A 15,948-nucleotide genomic window follows, 5' to 3' on the forward strand; every position below is an offset into this window, starting at 1 on the left:
TGGTGCAGTTGCTGTTCTTCATGACGCCGATCATCTGGAACGAGTCCACGCTGCAGCAGCAGGGCGCCGCGCGGTACGCGAAGATCGTCGAGCTCAACCCGCTGCTGCACTACCTCGACATCGTGCGGGCGCCGCTGCTCGGGGCAGATCAGGAGCTGCGTCACTGGGTGGTGGTGATCGTGTTGACCGTGGTCGGCTGGATTCTGGCGGCGTTCGCGATGCGCCAGTACCGCGCGCGCGTCCCGTACTGGGTGTGACCGCCCGGCTCCCTGCCGCGTGTCGCCGCTCGTGCCTGCCTCCTGTCGCCGAGCGTGAAACTACGGCGATATTTCGGGCCGTTTTTCGCAACAGCCGCACTCTGGGTGAAATGTCAGCGGGGCGGCGGGCGCGGCCGGACTCGCACCGTAAGCTGCCCGGGTGACCGAGCCCCCGTTGCAGCCCGGCCTGAGTTTGGGCACCCAGGTGTGGCGGTTCGTCGTCACCGGCGGGTTCTCGGCCATCGTCGACTTCGGCTTGTACGTGCTGCTCTATCGGGTGGCGGGCTTGCAGCCCGACCTGGCCAAGGTCATCGGCTGGATCGCCGGTACGACGACGGCCTACCTGCTGAATCGACGCTGGACATTCAAAGCCCCGCCGAGCAACGCGCGACTGGCCGCCGTATGGGCTCTCTACATCACGACCTTCGTCGTCCAGGTCGGTCTCAACCACCTCTTCTTGCGGCTTCTCGATTACACCCCGACTGCTGTCGTGGTCGCGTTCGTCATCGCCCAGGGCACCGCTACCGTGATCAACTTCGTGGTCCAGCGCACGGTGATCTTCCGCTTCCGCTAGCGGAACCGGCCGCACGGTACCCTCGTCACGATGTCCGAGACTGTTGGGTCGACCGAGACCAGGCGACTGATGGGCTGGGCGCGCACGGCGCCGTCCGTGGCGCAGGTGCTCTCGACGCCCGACGTGGAGACGATCGCCAAGGCCGTCAGCCAGGCCGGAAACCGGGGCGTCATCGCGCGCGGGCTGGGCCGCTCCTACGGCGACAACGCCCAGAACGGCGGCGGACTCGTCGTCGACATGACCGCGCTCAACCGCATCCACTCGATCGTCGCGGACACCCGCATGGTCGACGTCGACGGCGGGGTGAACCTCGACCAGCTGATGAAGGCGGCGCTGCCGTTCGGCCTGTGGGTCCCAGTTTTGCCCGGCACGCGACAGGTCACCGTCGGCGGCGCCATCGCGTGTGACATCCACGGCAAGAACCACCACAGCGCCGGCAGCTTCGGCAACCACGTGCGGTCGATGGACCTGCTGACCGCCGACGGCCAGATCCGCACCATCACCCCCGACGGCGACGACGCCGAGCTGTTCTGGGCGACGGTGGGGGGCAACGGCCTCACCGGCATCATCGTCCGCGCGGCGATCGAGATGACACCCACCGAGACCGCGTATTTCATCGCCGACGGTGACGTCACCCGCACTCTCGACGAGACCATCGCCTTCCACAGCGACGGCAGCGAGAACAACTACACGTACTCGAGCGCGTGGTTCGACGCGATCAGCCCGCCGCCCAAACTCGGCCGTGCCGCGATCTCCCGCGGTTCGCTGGCGCGGCTGGACCAGCTGCCACCGAAACTGCAGAAGAGCCCGCTGAAATTCGATGCGCCGCAACTGCTCACGTTCCCCGACGTCTTTCCCAACGGGCTGGCCAACAAGTGGACGTTCGGACCGATCGGCGAGCTCTGGTACCGCAAGTCCGGAACATACCGCGGCAAGGTGCAGAACCTGACGCAGTTCTACCACCCGCTCGACATGTTCGGAGAATGGAACCGTGCTTACGGCTCAGCCGGTTTCGGTCAGTACCAGTTCGTCGTGCCCACCGAGGCCGTCGAGGAGTTCAAGGCGATCATCGTCGACATCCAACGCTCCGGACACTATTCGTTCCTCAACGTGTTCAAGCTCTTCGGGCCGGGTAACCAGGCGCCGCTGAGCTTCCCGATCCCCGGCTGGAACGTCTGCGTCGACTTTCCGATCAAGCCCGGGCTCAACGAGTTCCTCAACGGCCTCGACAAGCGGGTGCTGGAGTTCGGCGGCCGGCTCTACACCGCCAAGGACAACCGCACGACCGCCGAGATGTTCCACGCCATGTACCCGCGGATCGACGAGTGGATCGCGGTGCGCCGCAAGGTGGATCCGGACGGCGTGTTCGCTTCCGACATGGCCCGACGCTTGGAGCTGCTGTAGATGGTTAACGAAAATGATTGATGCCGTTGGTAATCCGCAGGCGATCCTGCTGCTGGGCGGGACATCGGAGATCGGGTTGGCGATCTGTGAGCGCTACCTGCGCAACGCGAACGCGCGCATCATCCTCGCCGACCTGCCCAACCACCCGGGCCAGGACAACGCCATCGCCGCGATGAAGGCCGCGGGTGCCAAGTCGGTCGAGTGGATCGACTTCGACGGCACCGACACCGCCGCCCATCCGGCGGTCATCGACGCTGCTTTCGCGCAGGGCGATGTCGACGTCGCGATCGTGGCGTTCGGGCTGCTCGGCAACGCCGAGGAGCTGTGGCAGGACCAGCGCAAGGCCGTGCAGGTGGCCCAGATCAACTACACCGCGGCGGTTTCGGTCGGGGTGCTGCTCGGCGAGAAGATGCGCGCGCAGGGCTTCGGCCGGATCATCGCGATGAGCTCGGCGGCCGGTGAGCGGGTACGACGGTCCAACTTCGTCTACGGCTCGACGAAGGCCGGTCTGGACGGCTTCTATCTCGGCCTCGGAGAAGCGTTGCGCGAGTACGGGGTTCGGGTGCTGGTGATCCGGCCCGGACAGGTGCGCACCACGACCACGATCGAGCACTGGAAGGCAACCGGCGCGAAAGAGGCGCCGTTCACCGTCGACAAGGAGGACGTCGCCGAACTTGCGGTCACGGCGTCGGCCCGAGGCAAGGAACTGGTATGGGCGCCGGGAGCGTTCCGGTACGTGATGATGGTCCTGCGACACATCCCGCGACCGATCTTCCGCAAGCTGCCCATCTGATGCGCGGGCCGCTGGCCGTCCTCGGCCAGATGGCGGGAGCCGCCGCCGTGGCGGTCGTCGTGGCGGTCGTCTCGCTGGTGGCGATCGCGCGGGTGGAGTGGCCCGCATACAACTCGTCGAATCAACTGCACGCGCTGACCACGGTTGGCCAAGTCGGCGCTCTGGCAGGGCTTCTCGCGACCGGGCTGGTGTGGCGGCGCGGACGGCGGCTCGTGGCGAAAGTCGCTGCCCTGCTGTTCCTGTCGGCATTCACGGTGGTCACGTTGGCGATGCCGCTGGGGGCCACCAAGCTCTATCTGCACGGGATCTCCGTCGACCAGGCTTTCCGCACCGAATACCTGACTCGGCTGACCGACGGCGCCGCCCTGCACGACATGACCTACTACGGCTTGCCACCGTTCTATCCGCCCGGCTGGTTCTGGATCGGCGGACGGCTCGCCGCGCTCACCAACACGCCGGCGTGGGAGATGTTCAAGCCATGGGCGATCATCTCGATCACCATCGCGGTCGCGGTGGCATTCGTGCTGTGGGCAGCCATGATCCGGTTCGAGTACGCCCTGATCGTTGCGACGGCGACCGCTGCCGTCACGCTGGCGTACTCGCCCGCCGAGCCGTACGCCGCGATCATCACGGTGCTGCTGCCGCCGGTGTTCGTGCTGGCGTGGTCGGGGCTGCGCGGCGCGACGAGGGGTGACGGATGGGCCGCCGTCGTCGGCACAGGGTTGTTCCTCGGCGTCGCCGCGCTGTCCTACACGCTGCTGTTCGCCTACGCCGCATTCACGCTGGCGATCATGGGTGGGCTGCTCGCCGCGGCGCGTAGGAGCGTCGGCCCGCTGCTGCGGCTGGCCGCCGTCGCGGCGATCTCCGGCGCGATCGGGCTGATCGGTTGGGGGCCATACCTGTTCGCCGCGATCAACGGCGAGCCCGCGGACTCCGGCACGGCGCAGCACTACCTGCCGTCGGTCGGCGCGCAGCTGGAATTCCCGATGTTGCACTTCACGCTGCTCGGGGTGCTGTGCATGGTCGGCACGCTGTGGCTGGTGTGGCGGGCCAGATCGTCGACCCGGGCCGGCGCGCTCGCGATCGCAGTGCTCGCCGTCTACGCCTGGTCCCTGTTGTCGATGCTCACCACGCTGGCGGGCACCACCCTGTTGTCGTTCCGCCTTAACCCGACTCTGACCGTGCTGCTGACCGCGGCCGGCGCATTCGGCTTCGTCGAGGTCGCCCGCGCAGCCGCTGCCCGGGTACGCCCCGAGAACGCGCGGCGAGTCGTCGTGGCGGCTGCGGCGCTCGGCACGGTCGGCGCCGTCACGTTCAGCCAGGACATCCCGGACGTGTTGCGCTCCGACATCGTCGTGGCCTACACCGACACCGACGGTTACGGCCAGCGCGCCGACCGCCGACCGCCCGGCGGCGAGCGCTACTACCGCGAGATCGACGCCAAGATCGCCGAAGCGACCGGGCGTCCCCGCGACGAAACCGTCGTACTGACCGCTGACTACAGCTTCCTGTCGTACTACCCCTACTACGGCTTCCAAGGCTTGACGTCGCACTACGCCAACCCGCTCGCGCAGTTCGACAAGCGGGCCGACGCCATCGAGAGCTGGGCCACCCTGACCGACGCTGACTCGTTCATCGCTGCGCTCGATGCGCTGCCGTGGCAGCCGCCGACCGTGTTCCTGATGCGCCGCGGAGCGGACGACACGTACACGCTGCGGCTGGCGTCGGACGTCTACCCGAACCAGCCCAACGTGCGCCGCTACCACGTCGCGCTCGACGAGGCGCTGTTCGACGACCCCCGCTTCGAGGTGTCCAGCATCGGACCGTTCGTTCTCGCGATCCGCAAGCCCAATTAGGATCGAACGCCGTGGTCGGTGAAGCCGGGGTCGGGTCCAACCATCGGACTGTGCGGCTGGTTGCCATCGTCGCAGGGTTGGTAGGGGCGCTGCTTGCGATCGCGACGCCCTTCCTACCGGTCACGCAGACCACCGCCCAGCTCAACTGGCCGCAGAACGGCATGCTGCAGAGCGTCGATGCGCCGCTCATCGGCTACGTCGCGACCGACCTGACGATCAGCGTGCCGTGCCGCGCGGCGGCGCCACTGGTCGCGCCGGAGAACCGCGGCCGCACCGTGCTGCTGTCGACGGTGCCCAAACAGGCGCCCAAGGCGGTCGACCGCGGGCTGCTCATCGAGCGGGTCAACAACGATCTGCTGGTCATCGTCCGCAACACGCCGGTGGTCAGCGCCAGGCTGAGCCAGGTGCTCAGCCCGCAGTGCCAGCGGTTGACCTTCACCGCGCACGCCGACAAGGTGACCGGCGAATTCGTCGGCCTCGTCCAAGGTCCCGGCACGATCCCGTCCGAGGATCCGGGCGACCCGCTGCGCGGTGAGCGTGGCGGCTATGACTTCCGGCCGCAGATCGTCGGCGTCTTCACCGACCTGAGCGGCCCCGCGCCGCCCGGGCTGGAGTTCTCGGCGACCCTCGACTCCCGCTACAGCACGTCGCCCACGCTGCTGAAGACGCTGGCGATGGTCATCGGCGTGGCGTTGACCGTCGTCGCGTTGGCCGCGCTTCATCTTCTCGACACCGCCGACGGCCGCCGCGTCAGGCGGTTCCTGCCGCCGCGGTGGTGGACGCTGCGCCCCCTGGACGGAGTGGTGGCCGCGGTGCTGGTGTGGTGGCACTTCGTCGGCGCCAACACCGCCGACGACGGCTACATCCTGACTATGGCGCGGGTGTCCGAGCACGCCGGCTACATGGCCAACTACTACCGGTGGTTCGGCACCCCGGAAGCGCCGTTCGGCTGGTACTACGACCTGCTGGCGCTGTGGGCGCACGTCAGCACCCACAGCGTGTGGATGCGGCTGCCGACGCTGGTGATGGCGCTGGCGTGCTGGTGGGTGATCAGCCGCGAGGTGATTCCGCGCCTCGGTCATGCGGTCAAGTCCACCCCGGCCGCGGCGTGGACGGCGGCGGGCCTGTTCCTGGCGTTCTGGCTGCCGCTGAACAACGGGCTGCGCCCGGAACCGATCATCGCGCTGGGCATCCTGCTCACTTGGTGTTCTGTCGAGCGCGGCGTGGCGACCAGCAGGCTGCTGCCGGTCGCGATCGCGATCATCATCGGCGCACTCACCCTGTTCTCCGGACCGACGGGCATCGCCGCGGTCGGTGCGCTGCTGGTCGCCGTCGGGCCGCTGAAAACAATTGTGGCCGCACATGTCTCGCGATTCGGCTACCTGGCGCTGCTGGCGCCGATACTGGCGGCGGCCACCGTCACGATCATCCTGATCTTCCGCGACCAGACGCTGGCCGCCGAGATGCAGGCCAGCACATTCAAGTCCGCGGTCGGGCCGAGCCTGAGCTGGTTCGACGAGCACATCCGCTACGAACGACTGTTCACCCTGAGCCCGGACGGCTCGGTGGCCCGGCGGTTCGCGGTGCTCACACTGCTGCTCGCGTTGGCTGTCTCGGTGGCGATGTCGTTGCGCAAGTTCAAGATTCCGGGCACTGCGCTGGGGCCGAGTCGCCGCATCATCGGCATCACGGTGATCTCGTTCCTGGCGATGATGTTCACGCCTACCAAATGGACGCACCACTTCGGGGTGTTCGCCGGGCTGGCGGGTTCGTTGGGCGCATTGGCCGCCGTCGCGGTCACCGCCGCCGCGATGCGCTCCAGACGGAACCGATCGGTGTTCGCCGCTGCGGTGCTGTTCGCCATGGCGCTGTCGTTCGCCACCGTCAACGGCTGGTGGTACGTCTCGAATTTCGGGGTGCCGTGGTCGAACGCGATGCCGGAGTGGAAGTTCGGCTTCACCACTTTCCTGCTGGGGTTGTCGGTGTTGGCGTTGCTGGCCGCGGCGTGGTTCCACTTCTCCGGCCGGGACGCGTCGCCGCCGGGGCCCCAGCGTCGATGGCAGCGGATCGTCCAGGCGCCGTTGGCCGTCGCGACGTGGCTGGTGGTGGTGTTCGAGGTGCTCTCGCTGACGTTGGCGATGATCGACCAGTACCCGGCGTGGAGCGTCGGGCGCTCCAACCTCGAAGCCCTGGCGGGCAAGACATGCGGGATGGCCGAGGACGTGCTCGTCGAGAAGGAGCCGAATGCCGGCTTCCTCGCCCCCATCGGCGCGCCAGTCGGTGAGGCGCTCGGCGCCGGCACCGCACAAGGCTTCGGCCCCAACGGGATTCCAAGCGACGTCTCCGCCGACGAGGCGATGAGCGGGCAGGGCACCTCCACCAACTTCGCCGACACCAACGCTGACGAGGACCAGTCGGGCAAGGGCGGTACCGAAGGCGGCACGACGGCCGCGGCCGGAGTCAACGGGTCGCGGGCCCGGCTGCCCTATAACCTCGATCCGTCGCGGACGCCGGTGATGGGCAGCTGGCGCCCCGGCACGCAGCAGCCGGCGCAGCTGCGGTCGGCGTGGTACCGCCTGCCGGTCCGCGACAACGCGGGGCCACTGCTGGTCGTGTCGGCGGCAGGCCGTTTCGATGCGGGCGAGGTCGTCGTGCAGTGGGCGACCGACGCGCAGGCCGCCGACGACAAGCCTGGTGGCGCAATCGGATTCGCGGATGTCGGCGCGGCTCCTGCCTGGCGCAACCTGCGGGCGCCGATGGCAGCCATCCCGCGGGAGGCCACCCAGATTCGCCTGGTGGCCAGCGACGAAGACCTCAACCCGCAGCACTGGATCGCGGTGACGCCGCCGCGGATTCCGGAGTTGCGCACACTGCAGGGCGTCGTCGGGTCCGAGGACCCGGTGCTGCTCGACTGGCTGGTCGGCCTGGCGTTCCCGTGCCAGCGGCCTTACGGACACCAGAACGGCGTCATCGAGGTGCCGCAATGGCGAATCCTGCCCGACCGGTTCGGCGCGGAGGCGAACTCGCCGGTGATGGACTACCTCGGCGGCGGGCCGCTCGGCATCACCGAACTGCTGCTGCGCGCCACGACGGTGCCGACCTACCTCAAGGGCGACTGGTTTCGCGACTGGGGTTCCCTTCAGCAGCTCACGCCGTGGTACCCGAACGCCGCAGAAGCGCGGTTGGACCTCGGCACCGCGACGCGCAGCGGGCTGTGGAGCCCGGGACCGCTGCGGCTCTCCTGACTGCGCCGTGGCTTTAACTGGTTGATTGCGTGCACCTGGTGCGTGGGATCAACCAGTCAACGCGATTGCGGGACGACATTGGGGGCAGCTTCGGAGCCGACCGGTCCAGCCCCGCCGGCGGAGCAAGCCGCCGATCAGTGCGGCGGTGCGGCACGCATCGCCGAAGACGAGACCATAGGTCACCCGCGTGGTGAGCAGGTCTGAACGACTCAGTTCTGCGAGATCGCGCAGCGCATCGCGATTGCGGGCGTGCGGCGATTCGTGAAACGCCCGACCGTCGAGTTCGACGACAACGCCCTGCTCGCGGTAGCGCACATCCTGGAAGGTGGGCTGGCCGGTCGCGGTGCTGCGGAGCTGGCGCTCACCGCGAGGCAGCCCGTGCGCCCGCTCGACCCGGTGCAGGTAGCCACGCTCGAGCACCGAACACGCGCCGTCGCGGAGATCGGCGAGCATCGCCTGCAGCGTGCTCCGGCCGGGAACGCGTTGACGGTCCGACAGCGTCCGCAGTATCCGCTGCGGAGTCGTCCGCCGATTGCCGCACACCTTCGCCAGTACGGCGAACGCGGCCGCCACATCGTCCGCGCGGAGCTCGTCGCTGACCACGTCGATCAGGGCGTGCTCCAAGCGAATTGCCGGTGGACTGCGGTCGAGCTCGGCGCGTCGCTCGAAGTCGGGCGTCCGATGCAGCACCACTCGTGGCAGTGGGCGCAGATTGCGCGCCGTGTCAACCGCGACATGGACGACGGTCGTCGGCGGATCGGGCAACGCCGACACGTGAGCCAGCGCCGACACGTGAGCCAACGCCGCCGGCCAGAACGCCAGCACCGCAACCCAGTGCCGCTGGGCTTGTGTGAGCCGCCCGCTGTGGTTGACGTAGACGCCGCGACAGACCTGTGTCAGTTCGCGTCTGCGCAGCAATCTGGCGATGTCGTGATCGCCGGCTCCGGCGGCCAGAACCTGTCGGCGGGAGACGACTCCGTCCTGGGCGCAGGCCTGGTCGTTGATGCGGTCGAGCTGCCAGCGCGTCACACGAGTAAGCGTGACCGCACAACGAACCCACTGCCATACCGCAGGGCTGCCGCTGTGGATAACGGCGTAACTGGTTGATCGCGTGCACGTGGTGCGTGGGATCAACCACTTAGTGGCTCGATTGCACAGTGTCGGCCACGCATCAGCGGCGCACTCACACACGTCGCCTACCATCGACCCTCGTGCCTGCCCATCGAATCGCGCGTGTGGTCGCGGCCGTCGCAGGCATCCTCGGTGTGCTGCTGTGCGGGCTGGTGCCGCTGCTGCCGGTCAAGCAGAGCACCGCGACGATCCTCTGGCCGCAGGGCGTCGACAAGGACGGGTTCGTCAGCGACATCACCGCGCCCCTGGTGTCGGGCGCCCCGCAGGCCCTGGACATCTCGATCCCCTGCCAGGCCGTCACCACGCTGCCCGACACCGGCGGGCTGGTGCTGTCGACGGTCCCGCAGGGCGGCATCGACGCCAGCCGCAACGGGCTGTTCGTCCGCGCCACCGCCGACGTCGTCGTAGTCGCGTTCCGTGACTCCGTCGCAGCCGTCGCACCGCGGCCCGTCGTCGAGTCGGGCGGGTGCAGCACGCTGCACATCTGGGCCGACCCCGGCGCGGCCGGCGCCGACTTCGTCGGGATTCCCGGCGCGTCCGGCACGCTGGCCGCCGAGAAGAAGCCGCAGGTCGCCGGCGTGTTCACCGACCTGCAGGTGGCCGCGCAGCCGGGGCTGTCGGCGCGGATCGACGTCGACACCCGGTTCATCACCTCACCGACCGTGCTCAAGCTCGCGGTGATGGTGCTTGCGGTGGTGAGCGTGATCGCGTCGATCGTGGCGCTGGCGCTGGTGGATCGCCGCGGTGGTCATCGCGTGCCGGGCGCCTGGCGGCGGTTCTGGCGGGTCGGCGGCTGGCACTGGCTGGCTGACGTCGGCGTCGTGGGCACGCTGCTGCTGTGGCACATGATCGGCGCGCTGTCCTCCGATGACGGGTACAACCTGGCGATCGCGCGAGTCTCCGCCGACGCCGGTTACACCGCGAACTACTACCGCTTCTTCGGGACCACGGAGGCGCCGTTCGACTGGTACCAGTCGGTCCTCGGCTCTCTCGCGTCGGTGAGCGCCGCCGGTGTGTGGATGCGCCTGCCCGCGACGCTGGCCGCGATCGGGGCATGGCTGATCGTCAGCCGGTGCGTGCTGCCCCGGCTCGGCCGCGGCCTGGCCGCCAACCGCGTCGCCGTGTGGACCGCCGGAGCGGTGTTCCTGGCGGCGTGGCTGCCGTTCAACAACGGCCTGCGCCCCGAACCGCTGATCGCGTTCGGCACCGTCGCCGTGTGGGTGCTCGTCGAGAACGCGGTCGTCAGCAGACGGACCTGGCCGGCTGCGCTGGCGATCATCGTCGCGGTGTTCAGCGTGACGCTGGCCCCGCAGGGACTGATCGCGATCGCGCCGCTGCTGGTGGGAGCCCGCGCGATCGTGCGGACCGTTCGCCTTCGGCGTCCGGTCGACGGCGTCCTGGCCCCGGTGGCGACGCTGCTGTCCGCGCTGGCCCTCATCTTCGTCGTCGTGTTCCGCGACCAGACGCTGGCCACGGTCGCCGAGTCGGCCCGAATCAAATACGTCGTCGGCCCGACCATCGCCTGGTATCAGGAGTTCCTGCGTTACTACTTCCTCACCGTCGAGGACAGCGTCGATTCGTCGCTGACCCGGCGCTTCGCCGTGCTGGTGCTGTTGCTGTGCCTGTTCGGCATGCTGGCCGTGCTGCTGCGGCGCGGCGGCGTGCCGGGGATGGCGCGCGGACCGGTGTGGCGGCTGATCGGGTCGACGGCGATAGGGCTGCTGCTGCTGACTTTCACGCCGACCAAGTGGGCGGTGCAGTTCGGCGCGTTCGCCGGTCTGGCCGGTGCGCTCGGCGCGGTGACCGCGTTCGTCTTCGCCCGTGTCGGTCTGCACAGCCGGCGCAACCTCGCGCTGTACGTCACCGCGCTGTTGTTCGTATTGGCTTGGGCGACATCGGGTATCAACGGGTGGTTCTACGTCGGCAACTACGGGGTGCCCTGGTTCGACAAGCAACCCGTGATCGCCGGTGTGCCGGTGACGGGCATCTTCCTCGCGCTGGCGATCGCGACCGGCCTGCTCGCCGGGTGGCTGCACTTCCGGATGGACTACGCGGGGCACACCCAGGTCGCCGACACCCGTCGCAACCGCGTGCTGGCGTCGACGCCGCTGCTGGTGGTGGCGATCATCATGGTGGTGCTCGAAGTCGGGTCGATGGCCAAGGGCGCGGTGCAGCGCTACCCCGTCTACACCACCGCCAAGGCGAATTTCTCCGCCCTGAAGTCCGGCCTGTCGGACACCAGCTGCGCGATGGCCGACGATGTTCTCGTCGAGTCCGACACGAATGCCGGGATGCTGCAACCGGTTCCGGGTCAGCGCTTCGGCGAGTACGGCCCGCTGGGCGGAGACGACCCCGTCGGCTTCACCCCCAACGGCGTCAGCGACACGCTGGAACCGCCGAAACCCGTCACCGCGAACCCGGGCACCGTCAACTCCGACGGCTCACCGAACGAACCGAACATCGGGATCGGTTACGCCGCAGGCACCGGCGGCGGCTACGGCCCCGTGGGGGTGAACGGCTCGAAAGTGTTCCTGCCGTTCGGCCTCGACCCCAAACGCACGCCGGTGATGGGCAGCTACGACGAAAATACCGTCGCCGCCAAGGTGACTTCGGCGTGGTACCAACTGCCGCCCCGCACCCCGGATCGACCACTCGTCACGGTCGCGGCTGCCGGAGCGATCTGGTTCTACGAGGAGGACGGCTCGTTCAACTACGGGCAGTCGCTGAAACTGCAATGGGGTGTCCACCGACCGGACGGCAGCTATGAGCCGTTGGCGCAGGTGCAGCCCATCGACGTCGGACCCGGAGCGCAAAAGGCTTGGCGCAACCTGCGATTCCCGCTCGTCGGGGCACCGCCGGAGGCGAACGTCGCGCGGCTGGTGGCCGACGACCCGAACCTGTCCACCGACCAGTGGTTCGCGTTCACCCCGCCGCGGGTCCCGGTGCTGCAGACCGCGCAGCAGTTCCTGGGCTCGCAGACACCGGTGCTGATGGACATCGCCACGGCCGCCAACTTCCCGTGCCAGCGCCCGTTCTCCGAGCATCTCGGCATCGCCGAGCTACCCGAGTACCGCATCCTCCCGAATCTTAAGCAGGTGGTCGTGTCGTCGAACCAGTGGCAGTCCGCCCAGGACGGCGGGCCGTTCCTGTTCATCCAGGCACTGCTGCGCACGTCGACCATGCCCACGTACCTGCGTGACGACTGGTACCGGGACTGGGGCTCCATCGAGCGCTACGACCGGGTGGTGCCCGAGTCGCGGGCCCCCGACGCCGTCGTCGAGCAGGGTGTGAAACGGGTCTTCGGCTGGAGCCGCAACGGACCGATCAGGGCGCTGCCATGAGGAGTCCAGCGAGTTCTGACGTGAGGGTCGCCCGCTGGGTGGCCGCGGTGGCGGGCCTTATCGGCTTCGTGCTGTCGGTGGCGACGCCGCTGCTTCCCGTCGAGCAGACCACCGTCACCCTCAACTGGCCGCAGCAGGGCCAGTTGACCAACGTCACTGCTCCGTTGATCACCCAGACGCCGGTGCGGATGTCCGTGACGGTGCCGTGCGAGGTGGTTCGCGCGCTGCCGCCGCGCGGCGGGGTCGTGTTGGGCACGGCGCCCAAGGACGGCAAGCAGGCCGCGCTGCAGGCCCTGTTCGTCACGGTCAACGCCCAACGGGTCGACATCACCGACCGAAATGTCGTGGTGGCCAGCGTGTCTCGGGCGCGGGTGGCGTCGCCTGACTGTGAGCGCATCGAGATCACGTCGTCGGAGGAGGGCACGTTCGCGACGTTCGTCGGGCTGACCAAGCCGGACGGTTCGCCGCAGTACACCGGCTTTCCCGATCCGAACCTGCGGCCGACGATCGTCGGGGTGTTCACCGACCTGACCGGTCCCGCGCCGCCGGGCTTGAGCCTTTCGGCCCAGATCGACACCCGATTCACCACCGAGCCAACGCCGCTGAAGCTGGCGGCGATGGTGCTGGCCATCGTGTCGACCGCGATCGCGCTGTTCGCGTTGTGGCGACTGGACCGCATGGACGGCCGGCGGATGCGCCGGCTGATCCCTGCGCGGTGGCGCACGTTCACGCCGACCGACGTCGTGGTGATCGGCGGCTTCGCCCTCTGGCATGTGATCGGGGCCAACTCATCGGACGACGGCTACATCCTCGCGATGGCGCGGGTCGCCGGGCACGCCGGGTACATGTCGAACTACTTCCGCTGGTTCGGCAGCCCGGAGGATCCGTTCGGCTGGTATTACAACCTGCTGGCGATGATGACAAGCGTCAGCGACGCGAGCATTTGGATGCGCCTGCCGGACCTGGTGTGCGGAATCGTGTGCTGGCTATTGCTGTCTCGCGAGGTGTTGCCCCGGCTGGGCCCGGCGGTGGCGGCGAGCAAGCCGGCGCTCTGGGCGGCAGGCCTGGTGCTGCTGGCGGCGTGGATGCCGTTCAACAACGGGTTGCGCCCCGAAGGTCAGATCGCCACCGGCGCGCTGATCACCTACGTGCTGATCGAGCGGGCGATCAGTTCGGGACGGCTCACGCCGGCGGCGTTCGCGATCATCACCGCGGCGTTCACGCTCGGCATTCAGCCGACGGGGCTGATCGCGGTGGCCGCGCTGCTCGCCGGTGGCCGTCCACTTCTGCGAATCCTGGTGCGGCGCCGCCGTGTCGTGGGCATCTGGCCGTTGGTGTTGCCGCTGCTGGCGGCGAGCACCGTGATACTGACCGTCGTCTTCTTCGACCAGACGATCGCAACGGTGTTGGAGGCCACCAGGATTCGCACCGCGATCGGCCCGAACCAGGAGTGGTACACCGAGAACCTGCGCTACTACTACCTGATCCTGCCGACCGTCGACGGATCGCTGTCGCGGCGCTTCGGGTTCTTCATCACCGCGTTGTCGCTGTTCACTTCGATGTTCATCATGTTGCGGCGAGGGCGGGTGCCCGGTGTGGCGCGCGGTCCGGCGTGGCGGCTGATGGGGATCATCCTCGGGACGATGTTCTTCTTGATGTTCACCCCGACCAAGTGGGTGCATCACTTCGGCCTGTTCGCCGCGGTGGGCGCCGCGATGGCGGCGCTGGCGACCGTGCTGGTGTCGCCGCGGGTGTTGCGCTGGTCGCGTAACCGGATGGCGTTCCTGGCCGCGGTGTTCTTCCTGCTGGCGTTGACGTTCGCGACGACGAACGGCTGGTGGTACGTGTCCAGCTACGGCGTGCCGTTCAACAACGACATGCCCGCGCTCGGCAAACTCACCCTCAGCACTGTTTTCTTCGCGCTGTTCGTGGCCGCGGCGATCTGGGCTGCCTGGCTGCACTTCTCGTCGCGGAGCAGTGGCGAAGGCCGGCTCGCGCGGGCGCTGACCGCCGCGCCGATCCCCGTCACCGCCGGCTTCATGGTGGCCGTGTTCGTCGCTTCGATGGTGATCGGGGTGGTACGGCAGTACCCGACCTACTCGAACGGCTGGGCCAATGTGCGCGCGTTCGCCGGTGGCTGTGGACTGGCCGACGATGTGCTCGTCGAGCCCGACACGAACGACGGGTTCCTGACGCCGCTGCCAGGGAACTACGGACCGCTCGGACCGCTGGGCGGCCTCGACCCTGTCGGGTTCACCGCCAGCGCGGTGCCGGAAAAGATTGTGGCCGAGGCGATTCGGGTGAACCTGCCGATGCCCGGTACCGATTACGACTGGGATCAACCGACCAAGCTCAAGACACCCGGAGTCAACGGGTCGACGGTGCCGCTGCCGTACGGTCTCGACCCGAAGCGGGTGCCGTTGGCCGGCAGCTACGTAGAGGGCGCGCAGCAGGAGAGCAGGCTGACGTCAGCGTGGTATTCGTTGCCGGCCGCCGACGACGCGCATCCGCTTGTGGTGATCACAGCCGCGGGAACCATCACCGGCGACAGCGTTTTCAACGGGCGCACCGAAGGCCAAACCGTCGAGCTGGAGTATGCGCGCCGCGGTCCGGACGGTGCGCCGGTGCCGGCCGGCCGCCTGGTGCCCTACGACCTCGGACCAATCCCGTCGTGGCGCAATCTGCGGTTCCCTCGCGCCGGTATTCCGTCGGATGCGGTAGCGGTTCGTGTTGTGGCAGAGGATCGTTCGTTGACCCAGGGCGACTGGCTGGCGGTGACGCCGCCGCGGGTGCCCGAGCTGCGCTCGGTGCAGGAGTACGTCGGCTCGGAACAGCCGGTGCTGATGGACTGGGCCGTCGGTCTCGCGTTCCCGTGCCAGCAGCCGATGCTGCACGCCAACGGCGTCACCGAGATCCCGAAGTTCCGCATCACACCCGACTACAACGCCAAGCGCAAGGACACCGACACCTGGCAGGACGGTCTGAACGGCGGGTTGCTCGGCATCAGCGACCTGTTGCTGCGGGCACAAGTGATGGCGACGTATCTGTCGGACGACTGGGGCCGCGACTGGGGATCGCTGCGCCGGTTCGAGATGACGCCTGACGCGCAAGGTGCGCAGCCCGCGACGCTGGACTTCGGCACGACGACGCACAGCGGGTTGTACAGCCCAGGCCACATCCGCATCAAGCCGTAGAGCGCCGTGCCCACGTCACGAGGGCGCGTGGCCCAGGTGGCGCGTGGCCCACGTGGCGCGAGGGTGCGTGTTTGCGCACGACACGCCGCGGAACTTCAGCGGCTCACGCACGCTCGTCGCGGCTTGCTTGTGTTCAGCTGCACAGCGGTCCTC

The 15,948-nt window shown here is 68.5% G+C and carries 8 protein-coding genes and 1 pseudogene; 8 read left to right on the plus strand and 1 reads right to left on the minus strand.

Features of this window, described 5'->3' with window-relative positions; genetic code table 11:
* The 6 genes and pseudogenes from A5663_RS15965 to A5663_RS15990 form a co-directional block, all read left to right on the plus strand.
* Positions 1-257 (plus strand): annotated as a pseudogene (locus A5663_RS15965) (ABC transporter permease); the annotation flags it as partial.
* Positions 258-417: 160 nt separating this feature from the next.
* Positions 418-831, plus strand: a complete 414-nt coding sequence (locus A5663_RS15970; RefSeq protein WP_068150989.1) for a GtrA family protein — start codon at positions 418-420, stop codon at positions 829-831.
* 30 nt (positions 832-861) lie between these two features.
* Positions 862-2,235 carry an FAD-binding oxidoreductase gene (locus A5663_RS15975; RefSeq protein WP_068150991.1) on the plus strand — a complete coding sequence of 458 codons (1,374 nt, stop codon included), beginning with the start codon at positions 862-864 and terminating at the stop codon, positions 2,233-2,235.
* A gap of 13 nt (positions 2,236-2,248) precedes the next feature.
* Positions 2,249-3,028: a decaprenylphospho-beta-D-erythro-pentofuranosid-2-ulose 2-reductase gene (locus A5663_RS15980; RefSeq protein WP_068150994.1), complete on the plus strand. Its 780-nt coding sequence runs from the start codon at positions 2,249-2,251 to the stop codon at positions 3,026-3,028.
* Positions 3,028-4,884: a galactan 5-O-arabinofuranosyltransferase gene (locus tag A5663_RS15985; protein ID WP_068150997.1), complete on the plus strand. Its 1,857-nt coding sequence runs from the start codon at positions 3,028-3,030 to the stop codon at positions 4,882-4,884. The genes A5663_RS15980 and A5663_RS15985 overlap by 1 nt, the downstream gene beginning before the upstream one ends.
* An 11-nt stretch (positions 4,885-4,895) precedes the next feature.
* Entirely contained in the window at positions 4,896-8,129 is a 3,234-nt protein-coding gene (locus tag A5663_RS15990; protein ID WP_068150999.1) for an arabinosyltransferase domain-containing protein, read from the plus strand.
* 48 nt (positions 8,130-8,177) lie between these two features.
* On the opposite strand, the gene A5663_RS15995 is transcribed toward A5663_RS15990, so the two are convergent.
* Positions 8,178-9,158, minus strand: coding sequence for a type IV toxin-antitoxin system AbiEi family antitoxin domain-containing protein (locus tag A5663_RS15995; RefSeq protein WP_068151001.1), 981 nt, complete (start codon positions 9,156-9,158; stop codon positions 8,178-8,180).
* Positions 9,159-9,340: 182 nt separating this feature from the next.
* Between A5663_RS15995 and A5663_RS16000 the strand changes: the two genes are divergently transcribed.
* Both A5663_RS16000 and A5663_RS16005 read left to right on the plus strand, forming a co-directional pair.
* Positions 9,341-12,601 carry an arabinosyltransferase domain-containing protein gene (locus A5663_RS16000; protein WP_068151004.1) on the plus strand — a complete coding sequence of 1,087 codons (3,261 nt, stop codon included), beginning with the start codon at positions 9,341-9,343 and terminating at the stop codon, positions 12,599-12,601.
* Entirely contained in the window at positions 12,598-15,795 is a 3,198-nt protein-coding gene (locus A5663_RS16005; RefSeq protein ID WP_068151007.1) for an arabinosyltransferase domain-containing protein, read from the plus strand. Before A5663_RS16000 ends, A5663_RS16005 begins: the two co-directional genes overlap by 4 nt.
* The last annotated feature ends 153 nt before the right edge of the window (positions 15,796-15,948 follow it).

The organism is Mycobacterium sp. E740 (assembly GCF_001672895.1).
Lineage (GTDB): Bacteria > Actinomycetota > Actinomycetes > Mycobacteriales > Mycobacteriaceae > Mycobacterium.